This window comes from Nonomuraea sp. NPDC001636, from assembly GCF_040298265.1.
GTDB lineage: Bacteria > Actinomycetota > Actinomycetes > Streptosporangiales > Streptosporangiaceae > Nonomuraea.
This window is the reverse complement of the sequence record NZ_JBEOZT010000001.1, coordinates 667047-683139: the sequence shown is the minus strand read 5'-3', so window position 1 is coordinate 683139 and position 16093 is coordinate 667047. Positions and strand designations below refer to the sequence as shown.

General features: G+C 70.9%; 15 protein-coding genes. 6 read left to right on the top strand and 9 right to left on the bottom strand.

Translation table 11 applies throughout. From position 1 onward, the window contains the following. Positions 1 to 17 precede the first annotated feature (17 nt). Positions 18 to 1022 carry a methyltransferase gene (locus ABT158_RS03175; protein WP_352329410.1) on the top strand — a complete coding sequence of 335 codons (1005 nt, stop codon included), beginning with the start codon at positions 18 to 20 and terminating at the stop codon, positions 1020 to 1022. Between the two features lie 25 nt (positions 1023 to 1047). Here the strand turns inward: ABT158_RS03175 and ABT158_RS03170 are convergent, their stop codons facing one another. The 4 genes from ABT158_RS03170 to ABT158_RS03155 all read right to left on the bottom strand — a co-directional run bounded on the left by ABT158_RS03170 (position 1048) and on the right by ABT158_RS03155 (position 5282). Next, positions 1048 to 1614, bottom strand: a complete 567-nt coding sequence (locus ABT158_RS03170) for a GTP-binding protein (protein ID WP_352350291.1) — start codon at positions 1612 to 1614, stop codon at positions 1048 to 1050. A 7-nt stretch (positions 1615 to 1621) separates the two neighbouring features. Further along, positions 1622 to 1969 (bottom strand): DUF742 domain-containing protein, encoded by a 348-nt coding sequence (locus ABT158_RS03165; RefSeq protein WP_352350491.1) that lies wholly within the window; start codon positions 1967 to 1969, stop codon positions 1622 to 1624. A gap of 71 nt (positions 1970 to 2040) precedes the next feature. Next, a complete protein-coding gene (locus tag ABT158_RS03160) occupies positions 2041 to 2463 on the bottom strand; it encodes a roadblock/LC7 domain-containing protein (RefSeq protein ID WP_020546542.1) in 423 nt (140 codons plus the stop codon). Continuing rightward, positions 2460 to 5282, bottom strand: coding sequence for a sensor histidine kinase (locus tag ABT158_RS03155; protein WP_352350288.1), 2823 nt, complete (start codon positions 5280 to 5282; stop codon positions 2460 to 2462). Before ABT158_RS03155 ends, ABT158_RS03160 begins: the two co-directional genes overlap by 4 nt. A 765-nt stretch (positions 5283 to 6047) precedes the next feature. Between ABT158_RS03155 and ABT158_RS03150 the strand changes: the two genes are divergently transcribed. The 3 genes from ABT158_RS03150 to ABT158_RS03140 are packed head-to-tail and all read left to right on the top strand — an operon-like array spanning position 6048 to position 8562. Beyond that, positions 6048 to 6923: an ABC transporter substrate-binding protein gene (locus ABT158_RS03150; protein WP_352350286.1), complete on the top strand. Its 876-nt coding sequence runs from the start codon at positions 6048 to 6050 to the stop codon at positions 6921 to 6923. Further along, a complete protein-coding gene (locus tag ABT158_RS03145) occupies positions 6920 to 7735 on the top strand; it encodes an ABC transporter permease (protein ID WP_352350284.1) in 816 nt (271 codons plus the stop codon). The genes ABT158_RS03150 and ABT158_RS03145 overlap by 4 nt, the downstream gene beginning before the upstream one ends. After that, positions 7732 to 8562 carry an ABC transporter permease gene (locus tag ABT158_RS03140; protein ID WP_352350282.1) on the top strand — a complete coding sequence of 277 codons (831 nt, stop codon included), beginning with the start codon at positions 7732 to 7734 and terminating at the stop codon, positions 8560 to 8562. The genes ABT158_RS03145 and ABT158_RS03140 overlap by 4 nt, the downstream gene beginning before the upstream one ends. On the opposite strand, the gene ABT158_RS03135 is transcribed toward ABT158_RS03140, so the two are convergent. Continuing rightward, on the bottom strand, positions 8549 to 8983 hold the full coding sequence (locus ABT158_RS03135) for a pyridoxamine 5'-phosphate oxidase family protein (protein WP_352350280.1): 435 nt from the start codon (positions 8981 to 8983) through the stop codon (positions 8549 to 8551). The two genes, ABT158_RS03140 and ABT158_RS03135, sit on opposite strands and share 14 nt — an antisense overlap. Positions 8984 to 9065: 82 nt before the next feature. On the opposite strand from ABT158_RS03135, the gene ABT158_RS03130 reads away from it, so the two are divergent. Together ABT158_RS03130 and ABT158_RS03125 are read left to right on the top strand one after the other, a co-directional pair. Then, positions 9066 to 10358, top strand: coding sequence for a flavin-dependent oxidoreductase (locus ABT158_RS03130; protein WP_352350278.1), 1293 nt, complete (start codon positions 9066 to 9068; stop codon positions 10356 to 10358). Positions 10359 to 10463: 105 nt separating this feature from the next. Continuing rightward, positions 10464 to 11237, top strand: coding sequence for an ABC transporter ATP-binding protein (locus tag ABT158_RS03125; RefSeq protein WP_352350276.1), 774 nt, complete (start codon positions 10464 to 10466; stop codon positions 11235 to 11237). A gap of 48 nt (positions 11238 to 11285) precedes the next feature. Here ABT158_RS03125 and ABT158_RS03120 read toward each other — a convergent pair whose 3' ends face one another. Genes ABT158_RS03120 through ABT158_RS03105 form a run of 4 tightly spaced genes read right to left on the bottom strand, consistent with a single transcriptional unit; the run spans position 11286 to position 15975 of the window. After that, positions 11286 to 11837: a GTP-binding protein gene (locus ABT158_RS03120; protein WP_352350489.1), complete on the bottom strand. Its 552-nt coding sequence runs from the start codon at positions 11835 to 11837 to the stop codon at positions 11286 to 11288. Between the two features lie 7 nt (positions 11838 to 11844). Then, the gene (locus ABT158_RS03115) at positions 11845 to 12249 is read right to left on the bottom strand and encodes a DUF742 domain-containing protein (protein WP_055507219.1); all 405 of its coding nucleotides are present in this window, start codon (positions 12247 to 12249) and stop codon (positions 11845 to 11847) included. A 19-nt stretch (positions 12250 to 12268) separates the two neighbouring features. Further along, a complete protein-coding gene (locus tag ABT158_RS03110; protein WP_090935862.1) occupies positions 12269 to 12691 on the bottom strand; it encodes a roadblock/LC7 domain-containing protein in 423 nt (140 codons plus the stop codon). Next, positions 12688 to 15975, bottom strand: a complete 3288-nt coding sequence (locus ABT158_RS03105) for a sensor histidine kinase (protein ID WP_352350274.1) — start codon at positions 15973 to 15975, stop codon at positions 12688 to 12690. The genes ABT158_RS03110 and ABT158_RS03105 overlap by 4 nt, the downstream gene beginning before the upstream one ends. Between the last annotated feature and the right edge of the window lie 118 nt (positions 15976 to 16093).

Sequence of the window (16093 nt, the reverse complement as noted above, 5' to 3'; positions counted from 1 at the left end):
CTTTCTGGAAGGACCCCATGCCCCACTCGGATGACCTCCTCTGGGGGGCCGTGGCCGACATCTCGCGCTTCGCCGCTCTGCTCACCATGGCGGAGCTCGGCCTGGCCGACCATCTCGCCCACGGTCCGCTCACCACCGCCGACCTGGCCGCCCGCTGCGAGGCCGACGCCCCCCGGCTGCGCCGCGTGCTGCGCGAGCTGGCCGGGATGGGCGTGGTCCGCGGCGCCGGACCGGACACGTTCGACCTGACCGAGCGCGGCACGGCGCTGCGGTCGGACGTGCCCGACTCGGTGCGCTCGTCGATCAGGATGCTCGGCGAGGAGGGCTTCTGGCACGCCATGGGCAACCTGCCCGCGACCGTCCGCGACGGCGGCTCGGCCTTCGCCGCCCGCTACGGCCACCTGTACGACTACCTGGCGGCCAACCCGGGAGCGGGCAAGCTGTTCGACGACTACATGACCGCCCGCGCGATCCCCTTCACCGAGGGCCTGGCCAAGCGGTACGACTTCCCGGCCACCGCGACCATGGTGGACGTGGCCGGCGGCAAGGGCCACATCCTGGCCACGGTCCTGCACGCCAACCCGGACATGCGCGGCATCCTGTTCGACCTGGAGCACGTGGCCGACCGGGCCAGGGAGCTGCTGGCCGCCGAGGGGCTGGGCGAGCGGAGCGAGGTCGTCACCGGCGACTTCTTCACCGAGGTCCCGGCGGGCGGCGACGTCTACCTGCTGGCCAGCGTCCTGCACAACTGGGACGACGAGGACGCGGTCACGATCCTGCGCAACGTCCGCCGGGCGATGAACCCCGGCGGCCGCGTCCTGGTGCTGGAGGTGGTGCTGCCCGACGACGAGGCGCCGCACCTGGGCAAGGACATCGACATGCGGATGCTGGCGATCTTCGACGGCGGCGCCGAGCGCAGCCGGGAGGAGTACACGGCGCTGCTCGACCGGGCGGACCTGCGCCTGGCCGAGGTCGTCGAGCTGGGCTCGGGAGCCAGCCTCATCGAGGCCCGGCCCCGCTGAGCACGAGGGGCGGCGGCGGGCCGGATCAGCTGCCGCCGCTCCAGCCCGGCACCGCCATCCTGATCGACAGGGCGTGCTCGACCAGCTGGATCAGCGCGCTCTTGACGGCGTCCTTGGACCGCGCGTCCAGCCGGACGAGCGGGATGTGGGGGGCCAGCGTGAGGGCGTCGCGGACCTCGGCGTCGCTGTGCGGGTACTGGCCGTCCCAGCCGTTGACGCCCACCACGAACGGCAGCTGCGCCTCCTCGAAGTAGTCGATCGCGGGAAAGCTGTCGGCCAGGCGGCGGGTGTCCACCAGCACGACCGCGCCGATCGCGCCGCGCACCAGGTCGTCCCACATGAACCAGAACCGGTGCTGGCCCGGCGTGCCGAACAGATAGAGGATCAGGTCACGGTCGAGCGAGACGCGGCCGAAGTCCATCGCGACGGTCGTGGTCGACTTCAGGGGCGTCATGCCCAGGTCGTCGATCCCCGCGGAGGCGTCGGTCATCACCGCCTCGGTGGTCAACGGCATGATCTCGGAGACCGCGCCGACGAACGTCGTCTTGCCCACCCCGAAACCGCCGGCCACCACGATCTTCGTTGAAGTCAAGCCGGGGCTAGAGCCTGCGAAGTCCACTGAGCACCCTTTCGAGCAGATTAACGTCCGGCCTGCCGGCGTCCAGCTGTGGCTGATGCACGCGGACCAGGCCCTCGGCCGCCATGTCGGCGATCAGAACACGCACCACGCCCAGCGGGATCCGCAGCAGCGCCGACACCTCGGCCACGGACCGGACCTGCCTGCACAGCTGGCTGATCGCCTGGTACTCCGGCGTGATGTGCGAGAACTCCCGGTGCTCGGCCGTGGCCGACGACACCAGGGCCTCCATCGCCAGTTTGACCCTGGGCGCCGTCCGCCCGCCCGTCACCGCGTACGGGCGGACGGGTGAGGCGGGGTCGGGGTGCAGCTGCGACTGGGGCTGTGGCTTGGGCGGAGGCGCCCAGCCGCCGCTGTTCCATCTCTGGTCCGTCACCTACATCACCTGGTCTGGCTGGCGCGCAACTCGGCCCGCACCGCCGGGGTCAGCACCTGACCGGCGCGATCAACCATCAGAGTCATCTGGTACGCCACCAGCCCCATGTCACAGTCCGGAGCCGCCAGCACCGCCAGACACGAACCGTCGCTGATCGACATGATCAGCATCAGCCCGCGCTGCATCTCCACGATCGTCTGGTTGACCGCACCACCCTCGAACACCCTGGCCGCACCCTGCGTCAGGCTCACCAGCCCCGACGCGATGGCGGCCAGCTGGTCAGCCCGGTCAGCCGGAAAGCCCGACGAGGCCGCAAGCGGCAACCCGTCGGACGAGACGACCACCGCATGTGCCACACCGGGGACCGTGCTGACGAAGTCGGTGATCAACCAGTCGACTCCGCGCGCCGCGTGGCTCAGGTCGTTCATGCGCCCTCCTCTCTGTCACTGTTGTGGGCTTCACCGTTGAAGGAGCCGCGAGGGCCCGGCTGGAACGCCTTGCCGCCGGTGATGTCGTCGCGGGCCGCCCGGAAGCCCTGCTGGAAGCTGGACAACCTGTTCCGCACCCGGTCCGGCGAGACCGAGGGCATCGGGGAGACGCCCTTGGGCGAGGCGGAGGTGTCGGCCGAGCCCGGCACCAGGTTCGCCTTGGGCACCCGTTTGGGCAGGCCGGCCGCGGTCGTGCCGTCGCGGGCCGGCTCGGCCACCGCCTCGGCGGCGCTCCAGCCGGCGTCGGCCTTCGTCGAGCCCCAGCCGCCCTCGCCGCGCCCGAACCAGGCCGACTCGACGGCGGCGAAGATCGGCAGGTAGTCGTCCCCGGCGGAGGCGGGCGGCACGGGCGGGATCGGGCCGGTGGCCGCCGACTCGGTCTCGGGGAAGTCGGGCCGCGGGCGCTGGAAGCCGTCCTGCTTCCAGGGTGGCGGCGGCTCGGCCGGGGGACGCTTGGGCAGGCCGCGGTCGACGTTGTTGCGCGGCGGCGACCAGATGTCGTGGCTGTCGAAGCCGCCGCCGTGCGGGTCGGAGGGCCAGCCGTCGGACGACGGCCACTGCGGCCAGTTGCCCCCCGCGTCCGGGTTCGACGGGTACGACGGGTGCGCGGGGCCCATCTGGTAGGTGGGCCGCGGCCAGTCCTGTCCGGCGGCCGGGGGCGCCTGCGGCCAGTCGGCCGCCGGTGTGAGCGGCGCCTGCGGCCAGTCGGCTCCCGGCGCGGGCGGCGCGGGCGGCCAGTCGGCCCCGGCGGCGGAGGCGGCCGCGGGCCAGTCGGCCTCGGGCGGAGCCGAGACCGGCGGCCAGTCGGTGGCCGGGGGCGCCGCGTGCGGCCCCACGTACGGCTCGCTCCCGGACGTGCTCTCGGCCGCCGCCGGCTGCATGCCCGCGAACCCGGGCGGCTGCGTGCCGAGCATGTTCTCCGGGACGAGCACCATGGCGGTCAGCCCGCCCGAGCTGTGCGGACGGAGCTGCACCCTGATGCCGTGCCGGTGGGCCAGCCTGGCGACCACGAACAGGCCCATCCGCCGCGAGACCGACACGTCGACGCTGGGCGAGTCGGTGAGGCGGTCGTTGGCCTGGGCCAGCTCCTCGGGGGTCATGCCGATGCCGGAGTCGGTGATCGACAACATCACGCCGCCGCCGTCGATCCTGCTGCCCGACACCGCCACCCTGGTCTCGCGCGGCGAGAACGACAGCGCGTTCTCCACCAGCTCGGCCAGCAGGTGGATGACGTCGTTGACGGCCTGGCCGGCCACCGAGACGCCGTCGGGCACCTGGAGCACGACGCGCTCGTAGCTCTCGACCTCCGACAGGGAGGCGCGGGCCACGTCGACCAGCTTGACCGGCTGGCTCCACCGCCGCGGCGGATCCTGACCGGCCAGCACCAGCAGGTTCTCACTGTTGCGCCGCATGCGCGTGGCCAGGTGGTCCAGCTTGAACAGGTTGCCGAGCCGCTGCTCGTCCTGCTCACCCTGCTCCAGACCGTCGATCAGGGTGATCTGCCGCTCCACCAGCGTCTGACTGCGCCGCGACAGGTTCACGAACATCGCGTTGACGTTCGAGCGCAGCCGCGCCTCCTCGCCGGCCAGCCGCACCGCCTCGCGGTGGACCTCGTCGAAGGCGCGCGCCACCTCGCCGATCTCGTCGTGGGTGTCCACCCCGATCGGCGGGACGGGCCCGACCTTGCCGTCACCCGCCTCGCGCAGCGCCCGCACGGTCTCCGGCAGGCGTTTGCCGGCGATGTCCAGGGCCTCGCCGCGCAGCCTGCGCAGCGGCCTGATGAGCGAGCGGGCGATGAAGGTGATGATGATCAGCACCACGATCAGCAGGATCATGATGAGCACGCCGGAGATCAGCGCCGACCGGTTGGCCGCCTCCTCCAGGGCGCGGGCCCGCAGGATGACCGAGGAGGCCAGCGACTTCTCCACGCTGCGCAGGGCGTCGATCTTGCCGGTGCTGACGTCGAACCAGGTGCCGACGTCCTTGTCCGGCCGTACGCCGATGCTCAGGGGCTTGGCCTCGACGGACTGGGCCATGGCCCGCAGCCGGAACAGGTCGGTCTGGTCGACGTCCCTGCCCACCACGGTGTCGCGGTAGAGCTCCAGCTGGTCGATGCTGGCGAGGGTGGCGAAGAGGGTCTCCTCGCTCTCCTCCCGCGCCTTGGCGTCGGAGAGCGCGTCGAGCTCGCCGCTGTCGAAGCCCTTCTTGTCCAGGGCGCTGGCCAGGATGCCGCGCTGCTTGGACGCCTGCTCCTTCGCGCGCGCGATGGCCGCCATGGAGCTGGCGCTGTGGGAGATGTCGTCGTCCACCGCGACCTGTCCCACCTGGTCGTGGAACTGCAGGAGGGTGGCGATGATCTGGGAGTACTTCTGGATCATCGGCAGCGGCTGGATCTTGCCCTTGACGGCGGTGTCGCGCAGGGTCTGGATCTCCTCCAGGCGGCGCAGCACCGGGCGTACGGAGTCGGCGTGGGTGTCGGTGAGGGCGCCGGCCCGCACCTTGGCCTCGTCGATGAGGTTGTCGACCCCGCTGTAGGTGGTGCGGAGCTGGGCCGCGCGGCTCTCCGGACGGCCTTGGGCGATGTAGAGAGCGGTCTCGTCGCGTTCGAAGGCCAGTTCGTGCGTGACGGCGCCGAGCTGCTCGCTGAGCTCGGCCACCTCTCTGAGTGTCTGGTAGGTGTCGGCGTCCCTGAGGGAGGTGATCACGTTCAGCCCGCCCAGGCCCACCGCGACAGCCGTGGGCACGACGATCAACGCCACGAGGCGCGACCGTACGTGCCAATTGCCCAATCCGAACCTGTTAGAAGCAGGTTTGGGCAGCCGTCGCTTCTGGTGCCCGTGCGGCTCGCGGTCAGCGGAAGCTTCAGCGCTCTGCGTTCTCACTTGCCTCGCAACCTCTCGCCCCGGAGGGGAATTCTCGAAGACCATGCAGGTAAATGCACGTGGGGCAATATGTACAATCGAGATGAGGGCCATTTGAGCACAGGTGCCGGTCAGGACCAACCACCTATAGTGCCCCTCTGAGGCTTATATCCCGGATTGTCCAAAAATTGTGACAAAATTGGTAGACCGCCGTTTACCTGCAAAAACGGGCAGCCGAAACGTGTTCCGCAAGCCCCCTTCCGCCCGCGGAACGATCCAGGTCAGCTAGTCCCACCAGTAACAGAAGCCCCGGTTGCCACCCTCTTTCCCAAAACGGACAAAGACATCTCACGCCTCTATTTACGATAGAGCGGCAAACGGACATTGCAACCACAAGAGTCATTTTCTTGATAATGACTGCCAATGTGGTGCTACGGTCGATTCCTGCTTGTTCGTCAGGCACTCAGCCCCGGGGGCAGTTCAGCCACCCGGTCCCCCCGGCTCCACGTCTTGAAGGGAGTCCCTGACATGAGGCTTGGCCGCTCCGCCAAGGCCGCCATCATCGGGTTCGCTGTGACTTTAGGCGCCGTAGCGTGCAGCACCGGCGGCTCAACCACCGCCAGCGCACCACCCTCCGCCTCCGCGAACGGCGGCGGCGGCGCCTTGGAGAAGACGAAGCTCAAGATCGCCACCCTGCCCGCCATCGACAGTGCCGCCATCTACGTCGCCATCGACCAGAAGCTCTTCGAGCAGGAGGGTCTCGACGTCACCCCGCAGGTCGTCCAGGCCGCCCCCGAGGCGATCCCCATGCTGGTCAACGGCGAGATCGACGCCATGTTCGGCAACTACGTGTCGATGTTCCAGGCGCACGACAAGGGGGCGATCAAGATCCACGTGCTCGCCGAGGGCTCGCGGGCCGCCCCCGACTCGCTCAGCATCATGGCGCTGCCCAACTCCCCCATCAAGACGCCGAAGGACCTCGCAGGCAAGACGATCAACGTCAACGTCCTGCACAACTTCCAGGAGCTCGCGCTCACCCAGGTGCTCAAGGCCAACAACATCGACCCCGCCACGATCAAGTACGTCCCCGTGACGTTCCAGAACATCATGGCCTCGTGGAAGAGCGGCCAGATCGACGCCGCCTACCTGGGCGAGCCGCTGGTCACCGCGGCGACCTCGTCGATGGGCGCGCGCAAGATCCTCGACCCGGCCTCCGGGCCGGCCGCGGAGTTCCCGATCTCGGGATACATCAGCACCCAGGACTGGTACGACAAGAACCCGCGCACGGCGGCGGCCTTCCAGCGGGCCATCCACAACGCGGCCAAGCTGATGGAGAACAACCGTGAGGTGGTGGCCAAGGTGCTGCCGAACTTCACGCAGATCGACGCGTCCACGGCGGCGACGGTCACCTTCCCCTACTTCTCCAGCTCCGACAACCCGGTGCGGCTGCAGCGGGTGGCCGACTGGATGTGGGAGGCCAAGTGGCTGGGCAAGGAGATCGACGTCAAGACGTTGATGTCGCCGACGACGTCGGGGTGAGCAGCACGACGACGGTCGTCCGCCGTCCGGCCGGCGCCGCCACGCGGTGGTCGCGCCGGGCGGCGGGGGCGGCCGGCTTCGCCGTCCTCGTCGAGCTGCTGAGCCGGTCGGGGCTGGTGGACGCCGAGGTGCTGCCGCCGGCCACCCGGATCGTCGGGCGCGGCCTGGCGCTGCTCGCCGATCCGGCCTTCCTGACCCACGCCCGCACCAGCCTGCTGGCCTGGGCCTTCGGGCTCGGCCTCGCGGTGCTGGTGGCGGTGCCGCTCGGCCTGCTGCTCGGCAGCGTGCCGGTGATCGACGCCGCCACCCGCTCGGTGGTGGAGTTCCTGCGGCCGATCCCGTCGGTGGCGCTGATCCCGCTGGTCGCCCTCGTGATCGGCACCGGCCTGCAGCTCCGCGTCACGCTCGTGCTCTACGCCGCCATGTGGCCCGTCCTCTACAACACCATGTACGGCCTGCGCGGCGTCGACCCCGTCGCCAAGGAGACCCTGCGCTCCTACGGCTTCGGCCCGCTGTCGGTGCTGCTGCGCGTCAGCCTGCCGTCGGCGGCGCCGTTCATCACCACGGGCGTGCGGCTGGCGGCGTCCGTGGCGCTCATCCTGACCGTCAGCACCGAGATCGTGGCCGGGCGCGGGGAGGGCATCGGCGTGTTCATCTTCTTCGCCGGGATCGCGGTCCCGGCCAGGATGACCGACATCCTGGCCGGGGTGTTCTGGGTGGGACTGTTCGGCGTGCTGGTCAACGCGCTGCTGGTGGCGGCCGAGCAGCGCGCCTTCCGCTGGCACCACGCCCGGCTGACGGAGGGGTCGTGACCGGGGCCCGGCGCGGGCCGTCGGCGCGCGACCGCACGCGCGGCACGGCGTTCCGGGTGGCCGTGCTGGCCGGGCTGGTCCTGGCCTGGGAGGCGGGCACGCAGCTGGCGGGCAGCTCGTTCTTCCCGCCGCCGACGACGATCGTGGCCCGGATGCACCAGATGTGGTTCTCCGGCCCGCCCGGCAGCCTGTTCCTGACCGGCGCGGCGATGGACGACGTCCTGCCGAGCCTGGGCCGGATGGCCGCCGGGTTCGCGGGCGGGGCGGTGGCCGGGGTGGTGCTCGGGCTGGCCTTCGGGCTGTCGGCGCGGGTCTACGACTATCTCGACGGCGTGCTGCAGTTCCTGCGCGCGATCCCGCCGCCCGCGCTGGTCACCGTGTTCCTGGTGGTGTTCGGGTTCGGGCTGCGCATGCAGCTGGCGTTCATCATGTTCAGCGTCGTGTGGCCGGTGCTGCTCAACACCGCCGACGGCGCGCGGGCGGTCGATCCGCTGCACCTGGACACCGGGCGGGTGTTCCGGCTGTCGGGGACCGAACGCCTGCTGCGGGTCGTCCTGCCGTCGGCGCTGCCGAAGATGTTCGCCGGGCTGCGGCTGTCGTTGTCGTTGTCGCTGATCGTCATGGTCTTCGCCGAGTTGCTGCCGGGGGCCTCCAACGGCATCGGGTTCCAGCTCACCACCGCGTACTCGACGTTCGACCTGCCCGCGATGTGGGCCGGGATCGTGCTGCTCGGCGTGCTGGGCTACCTGCTCAACGAGCTGTTCCTGGTGGCCGAGCGGCGGGTGCTGGCCTGGCACCTCGGCGCGCAGCGGCTCACGGAGCAGTGAACGTGCCGGCGGCGACCGGGCGGCTGCGCGGCGGCTCGTAGGCGCCCGAGTCGATGCCCCACGACGCGACGGCCAGCGGCATGATCTCCACCCATACGGGCTCGTACCCGGGTTTCAGCCGCTCGCCGCCCTTGGCGTGGACCCGCCCGACCCCCTGGACGAGGACGCCGCGCGGCCCGTCCTCGGTGAAGTCGTCCACGACGAGCGACACCTCGGGGTTGTCCCTGACGTCACGGCGGTACCGCCGGGGACGCACGCCGCCGGGCAGCAGGCGGGAGCCGACCGCGATCATGCCGCGGTCCGGCTGGAGATGGATCCGCACGGGCACGACGTGCGGCGTTCCCCCGGCTCCCGCCGTGGCGAGTCGCGCCAGGTCGTGCTCGACCAGGTAGGCGAACTCCCCGTCACTGAATCCGCGCATCACACACCTCACACCCAGATAGGAACGAGGTTAATGGGATAAGTCTGGTCTTCGGCCTGCAAAGGGCGAGAAACTTATCGTCATGTTCCCCGTCAGGGACACGTGGGACCGGATCGAGACCACTGGGGGCGACGTGAGGACGATGGTCGTGGGCGCCGGGATCGGCGGGCTCACCACCGCGCTCAGCCTGGCGGCGGCCGGGCTGGAGTGCGTGGTCGTGGAGGCGGCCGCCACGTTGAGGCCGCTCGGCGTCGGGATCAACCTGCAACCGCACGCCGTACGGGAGCTGACCGAGCTGGGGCTGGCCGGCGAGCTGGCCGCGCTCGGCGTGGAGACGACCTTCATGACCTTCGCCGACCGGCACGGCAACGTGATCCTGGCGCTGCCGCGCGGGCGCTCGGCCGGCTACCGCTGGCCGCAGTACAGCATCCACCGGGGCGAGCTGCAGATGGCGCTGCTGGCCGCGGTCGAGGAACGGGCCGTCCCGGTGCGGACGGGCGTCCGCCTGGAGGGCTTCGACCAGGACGGCGAGGAGGTCCTCGTCCGGCTCCGGCAGGGCGGCGAGCTCGTGGAGGAACGCGTGGACGTGCTCGTCGGCGCGGACGGCGTGCAGTCCACGGTACGGGCGCTGCTGCACCCGTCGGACGACCCGCTGCTGTGGTCCGGCATCAGGATGTGGCGCGGGGTGGCCGAGGCCGGCCCCGTCCTGGACGGCGCCACCGTGCTGGTGGGCGGCTCCAACCGGGCCGGGAAGTTCGTCACCTATCACATCTCGGCCCGCAACCCCCGGCTGGTCAACTGGGTGGCCGAGGTCAAGGTGGCCGAGCCCGGCGTCGCCGCGGAGGCCGACTGGTCGCGCGCGGGCCGGCTGGAGGAGGTGGCCGCGCACTTCGCCGGCTGGCGGTACCGGCCGGCCGACGTCCAGGGGTTGCTCGCGGCCTCCCCGCGCATCCTGGAGTACCCGATGGTGGACCGGGACCCGCTGCCCGTCTGGGGAGCGGGCCGGGTGACGCTGCTGGGCGACGCCGCGCACCCGATGTACCCGATCGGCTCGAACGGCGGCTCGCAGGCGGTGCTCGACGCGCGGGTGCTGGCCCGCTGCCTGGCGACGTCCGGGGACCCGGTCACGGCGCTCAAGGCGTACGAGGAGGAACGGCGTCCGCCCACGTCGGCGCTGGTGGTGGCGCATCGGGCGCTGCCCATCGAGGATACGATCGGGCTGGTGACCGAGCGCGCGCCCGACGGGTTCGCCGACATCGCCGACGTGCTGACGGAGGCCGAGCTGGCCGCCATGGCCGGGGCGCAGCGGCGCATCTCCGACGCTGACGTCCGGGCGCTGAACGAGCGGGAGTCGTGGAGCGTACGCATCCCATGACAGCCGCGAAGACTCAAGGGTAAGATCCGACACCGTAGAGCCATACCGACATTTCCGGCTTCCCGAGTCGGTCCTCCGCTCGCGGCCTCGCCCCCTAGGACATCCATGCTCGAGATAGAGAACCTCTCCCACGTGTACGGCGGCGGTGGCCCCAACGCTCACCACGCCATCGAAGGGCTGAACCTGAGCGTCGCCGCGGGCGAGCTGCTGTGCATCGTCGGGCCGTCGGGAGCCGGGAAGTCGACCCTGCTGCGCTCCATCGCCGGGCTGATCAGGCCGACCGGCGGCGAGGTCAGGGTCGAGGGCGAGCTGGTGCGGCAGACCCCTGACAACCTGGCGGTGGTCTTCCAGGACTACAGCCGCTCGCTGTTCCCATGGATGTCGGTGGCCGACAACGTGGCCCTGCCGCTGCGCCGCCGGGGCATGGACAAGCAGCAGCGCCGCGAGGCAGCCCAGGAGGCGCTGGAGTCGGTCGGGCTCCAGGGCGCCGAGAAGAAGTACCCGTTCCAGCTCTCCGGCGGCATGCAGCAGCGGGTGGCGATCGCGCGGGCGCTGGCCTACCGGCCCTCGCTCATGCTCATGGACGAGCCGTTCGGCTCGGTCGACGCCCAGACCCGCGAAGACCTGGAAGACCTCGTGCTGAAGGTGCGCGGCCACCACCAGATGACGATCGTGCTCATCACCCACGACATCGACGAGAGCGTCTACGTCGGCGACCGCGTCGTGGTGTTGTCGAAGGCGCCCGCGCACGTGGTCGGCGACCTCAAGGTCGACCTGCCCGCGCCGCGCGACCAGATCACCACCCGCGAGCACCCCGACTTCGTGCACCTCCGCGCCGAGGTCGGCCGCCTGGTGCGCGGCCACGCCGCCACCGTCTGACCCGCGGGCGGGCGCCCGGCCTCAGCCGGGCGCCCGGGGCGCGCCGGGCTATACCGGCGTGTGGGAGTGGCGGGTGAGCGCGTGCTCCACCAGCGTGATCAGGGTGGATTTCACCGCGTCGCGCTGGCGGGCGTCGAGGCGGACGATCGGGATGTGCCCGCCGACGGACAGCGCCTCGCGGATCTCGTCCTCCGCGTGGGCGAACTGGCCGTCCCAGCCGTTGATGCCGATGACGAAGGGCAGCTTGGCCTCTTCGAAGTAGTCGATGGCGGGGAAGCTGTCCGCCAGACGGCGCGTGTCCACCAGGACGACGGCGCCGATCGCGCCGCGCACGAGGTCGTCCCACATGAACCAGAACCGGTGCTGTCCGGGGGTGCCGAACAGGTAGAGGATCAGGTCGCGATCCAGCGACACACGTCCGAAGTCCATCGCCACGGTCGTGGTCGTCTTGTTCGGCGTGAGCGAGACATCGTCGACGTGGGCCGAGGCGTCCGTCATGACCGCTTCCGTGGTGAGCGGCAGGATCTCCGAGACCGCTCCCACGAACGTCGTCTTCCCCACGCCGAAGCCCCCGGCCACGACGATCTTCGTCGAGGTCAGACCGGGGCTAGAGCCTGCGAAGTCCACTGAGCACCCTTTCGAGCAAGTTGAGGTCCGGCTTTCCCGCGTCCAGCGCAGGCTGGTGCACGCGGATCAGGCCCTCCGACGCCATGTCGGCGATCAGCACCCGGACCACACCAAGGGGCTGGCGTAAAAGGGCGGAGATCTCGGCAACCGACCGGACGTTCCGGGTCAGCTGAATGATCGCCTGATACTCCGGACTCAGTAGGGAAATGTCTTGGTATTCCGACGTCACGGAGGACACCAAAGCCTCCATGGCGAACTTCATCCGCGGCGCGGTGCGCCCCCCGGTCACGGCATAGGGCCGTACCAGGGAACTCGGCTTCTGCGGACGAGGGGCCGCCGGATGCGGCGGAGTGCTATCACCAGCCCAACCCTGACCTGACACCATGATCTCCTGTCACCGCCCGCTAGCGGGGGCGGGCCGCTTGCAGCTCTGCGCGTACGGCCGGGGTGAGCACCTGACCGGCGCGCTCGACCAGCAGCGTCATCTGGTACGCCACGAGGCCCATGTCACAGTCGGGAGCCGCGAGGACGGCCAGACAGGACCCGTCGCTGATGGACATGATCATCAACAGCCCGCGCTGCATCTCGATGACGGTCTGGGTGACCATGCCGCCCTCGAAGACCCGCGCGGCGCCCTGCGTCAAACTGATCACGCCCGAGGCGACCGCGGCGAGCTGGTCGGCCCGGTCCTTGGGGAAACCCTCCGAGAAGGCCAGCGGCAGGCCGTCGGACGACACCACGACGGTGTGCGCGACGCCCGGCACGTTGTTCACGAAGTCGGTGATCAGCCAGCTGATGCCACGCGCTCCCTGGCTCATCTCTCTCATTTGTCCTCCTCATTCTCTTCTCCGCGGGTGAACGCGCGGCCTTGCCGCACTCCCTGCTGGAAGCTGGAGAGCCTGCTGCGCAACCGCTCGGGCGAGATCTGCGGCGGCGGTGACGTGGGCTGCGGCTCGGCGAGACTGGCCGTACCGGGCACGAGGTTGGCCTTGGGCACCCGGCGCGGCAGGCCCGAGGACGTCGTGCCGGCCTGGGCGGGCTGCGCGGCGGCCTGGGCCGCCTGGAAACCGGAGTCGGCGGGCGAGGACCACGACGCGCCGGCGCCCGACTGGCCGGGCCTGCGCTGCGGCAGCCCGGACCGGCCCAACGCCGGGGCGGCGGGCGGCGCGGCCGCCGGCGGGTCGGCGGGCACGGCCGGGTGCACGGCGGTGATCTCGTGCTCGGGCTCCTGCTCCTGCTGGCGCAGCTGCTCGGGGTCGGGCCTGCGGAACCAGTCCGAGCCGACGGACGAGAAGATCGGCAGGAACTCCTCGCTCTGCTCCTCCAGGGGCGAGGTGCGCACCACGGGGAGCGGGCCGGTCAGGTCCTGGGAGGAGTAGTCGCCCTGGCCGAACGGGCCATAGGCGCCCGGACGGCCCTGCTCGTACTGGTCGGCGGGCTTGGGCTCCTCCGCGCCGTACCCCGGCAGGTCGCCGAACGCCGCGCGGTAGGGCTCCTCGCCGAACGCCGAGGGGCGCGGCCGGTCGACCGACTCGAACAGGGACCGCCGCGGCGGCTCCTCGTTGAAGGCCGACTGGCCGAGCGAGGTGTCGCCGAAGGACGGCGAGCCGAAGGAGGACCAGCGGGGCTCCTCCGTCCCGCTCTGCGGCGGCTCGGTGGCGAAGGACGGCCAGCGGGGCTCGTCGTCCTGCAGCGGCGGCGGCTGCTCGGCGAAGGAGGGCCAGCGCTGCTCGCCCCACGGGGACTGGGCCTGCGGCTGCGGCTCGGGCTGGGCCGCGGGCGGCTCGTCGGCGAAGAACGGCTTGGGCTCGTCACCGAAGGACGGCTTGGGCCCGTCGGCGAAGGACGGCTTCGGCTCGTCGCTGAAGAACGGCTTCGGCTCGTCGGCGAAGAAGGGCTTGGGCTCGTCGCCGAAGGACGGCTTGGGCTCCTCGGCGAACGACGGCCAGCGCGGCTCGTCCCGGCCCGGCTCCTCGGCGAAGGATCCCCAGCGGGTCTCCTCCTGGGCCGACTCGTCGGCGAAGGACGGCCAGTTGCCGGTGCCCGGCGCGGGCAGCGAGCCCGGCCACTGGGTGTCCAGCACGCGGTCGGCCGCGTCGGGGGCGGAGACGGGGGCGCCGTTCTGGCTCGCCTCGGCGGGCGCGGCGGCGACGCCGAACTGGCTCGGGTCGAACGTGGTGAACGCCTCGTACTGGCTGCCGGCCTGCTGCGGCATGCCGGGGCCGCCGCTGATGAGCATGTCGGGCATCATCACCAGCGCGCTCAGGCCGCCGGTCTCCCGCATGCTGAGCTGGACGCGGATGCCGTGGCGCAGGGCCAGGCGGCCAACCACGAACAGGCCCATGCGGCGGGAGACGCCGACGTCCACGACGGGCGGGTTGGCCAGACGCCAGTTGGCCTCGGCGAGCTCCTCGGGGCTCATGCCGATGCCCAGGTCGTTGATGGAGATCATGACGCCGCCGTCGGCGGCCACGCTGGAGACCTCGACCTTGCTCTCGCGCGGCGAGAAGGAGATCGCGTTCTCGATCAGCTCGGCGAGCAGGTGGACGGCGTCGGTGACGGCCGGGCCGACGATCAGCGTGCCGGACGGGATCTTGATCTGGACCCGCTCGTAGTTCTCGACCTCCGACAGCGAGGCGCGGGCGATGTCGACCAGCGGCACCGGCTCGCTCCACTTGCGCGCGGCCTCCTGGCCGGCGAGGACCAGGAGGTTCTCGCTGTTGCGGCGCATGCGGGTGGCCAGGTGGTCGAGGCGGAAGAGGTTCGCGAGCCGCTGCTCGTCCTCCTCGCCCTGCTCCAGGCCCTCGATGAGCTGCAGCTGCCGTTCGACCAGCGTCTGGCTGCGGCGGGAGAGGTTGACGAACATGGCGTTGACGTTGGCGCGCAGCTTGGCCTCGTCGCCGGCCAGCCGGAGCGCCTCGCGGTGGACCTCGTCGAAGGCCCTCGCCACTTCACCGATCTCGTCGCGGGTGTTGACGCCGACCGAGGGCACCTCGGGCATCTGCGCGCCGTCGCCGGACTCGCGCAGGATGCGGACGGTCTCGGGCAGCCGGGTGGTGGCCACCTGGAGCGCCTCGGCGCGCAGCCGGCGCAGCGGGCGGACCAGCGAACCGGCCACCCGGGTGGTGATGATCAGGACCAGCAGCAGCAGGACGAGGATGGTCGCGCCGCTGATGATGGCGTTGCGCTGCTCGGTGTCGCTCAGCTCGCGGGCCCTGGCCACGATCTTGGTGGCCAGGGAGTCCTCGACCTTGCGCATGGTGTTGCCGGCCAGCGTGGTGCTGTCGTACCAGCGGCTCAGGTCGCGGGCGGAGGTGACGTCGAGGTCACGGATCCGGTTGTACTCGCGGACCTGGGCCAGGGCGCGCTGCCGCATGGCGTCGGCGCGGTCGATGTCCGGCCCGCGCATGCTCTTCTGGTACGCCCGCAGGTCCGCCGGGTCGGCCTCCCGCTCGAAGGCGGTCAGCTCGGCCTGCTGGCGGCTCCAGGAGCCGAGGAACTCCGACAGGTCGTCGTAGTCCAGCTCACGCTCGATGAGCGCGATCATGAGAATGGCCTGCTGCCTGGAGACTTCTTCCTTGACCCGCTGCAGCGAGCCGAGGGCGGCCACGTCACCCTGGAGGTCGTCGTCGTTCACGCCGTCGCCCAGGTCGCCCTGGATCGCGGAGAAGACGCCGATCATGGTGGTGTACGTGGTGATCGCGGCTCGCGGGGGCGTGCCCTCGGCCACCATCGACGTGCGAAGGCTGTCGAGGCCGGTGAGCCACCGGCGCATGTTCTCCACACCGTCGCGGATACGGGCCGAGTGCGCGGCGTCGATGGCGTTGGCCGAGGCCAGCACCTTCTTCTTGGCCGCGTCGACGGCCGCGCGCTGGGTCTTCAGCTGGACGAACCGCCCCGCCTTCGACTGGTCGGTCACGTACCACGCGGTGAGCGTGCGCTCCTTGGCCAGCTCGTGGTTGAGCCCGCCGATGCGCTGCACCAGCTCGGCGACCTGGGTCAGCCGGCGGTACTCGGAGCTCGTCCCGATGGCGTTGGCGAGCTGCACGCCCGCGAGGAGCACACCCACGATGGTGGGGATGAGGATCAGCGCGATCAACCTCGAGCGCACACGCCAGTTCCCCAGCCGGAACCTTCCGCCTGTGTACTCCCCTGACCTCGTGTGCCTGGGGTTTTCCGTCCTCACTGACTCTCGCTACCTCTCGCCGGTACGTGCTCGAAAGAAATCA

Coding starts and splice junctions, on each gene's coding strand:
- ABT158_RS03135 (WP_352350280.1), bottom strand. CDS start 8,983: ATGCGCGGATTCAGTGACGGGGAGTTCGCCTACCTGGTCGAGCACGAC.
- ABT158_RS03115 (WP_055507219.1), bottom strand. CDS start 12,249: ATGGTGTCAGGTCAGGGTTGGGCTGGTGATAGCACTCCGCCGCATCCG.
- ABT158_RS03110 (WP_090935862.1), bottom strand. CDS start 12,691: ATGAGAGAGATGAGCCAGGGAGCGCGTGGCATCAGCTGGCTGATCACC.
- ABT158_RS03130 (WP_352350278.1), top strand. CDS start 9,066: ATGTTCCCCGTCAGGGACACGTGGGACCGGATCGAGACCACTGGGGGC.
- ABT158_RS03125 (WP_352350276.1), top strand. CDS start 10,464: ATGCTCGAGATAGAGAACCTCTCCCACGTGTACGGCGGCGGTGGCCCC.
- ABT158_RS03160 (WP_020546542.1), bottom strand. CDS start 2,463: ATGAACGACCTGAGCCACGCGGCGCGCGGAGTCGACTGGTTGATCACC.
- ABT158_RS03175 (WP_352329410.1), top strand. CDS start 18: ATGCCCCACTCGGATGACCTCCTCTGGGGGGCCGTGGCCGACATCTCG.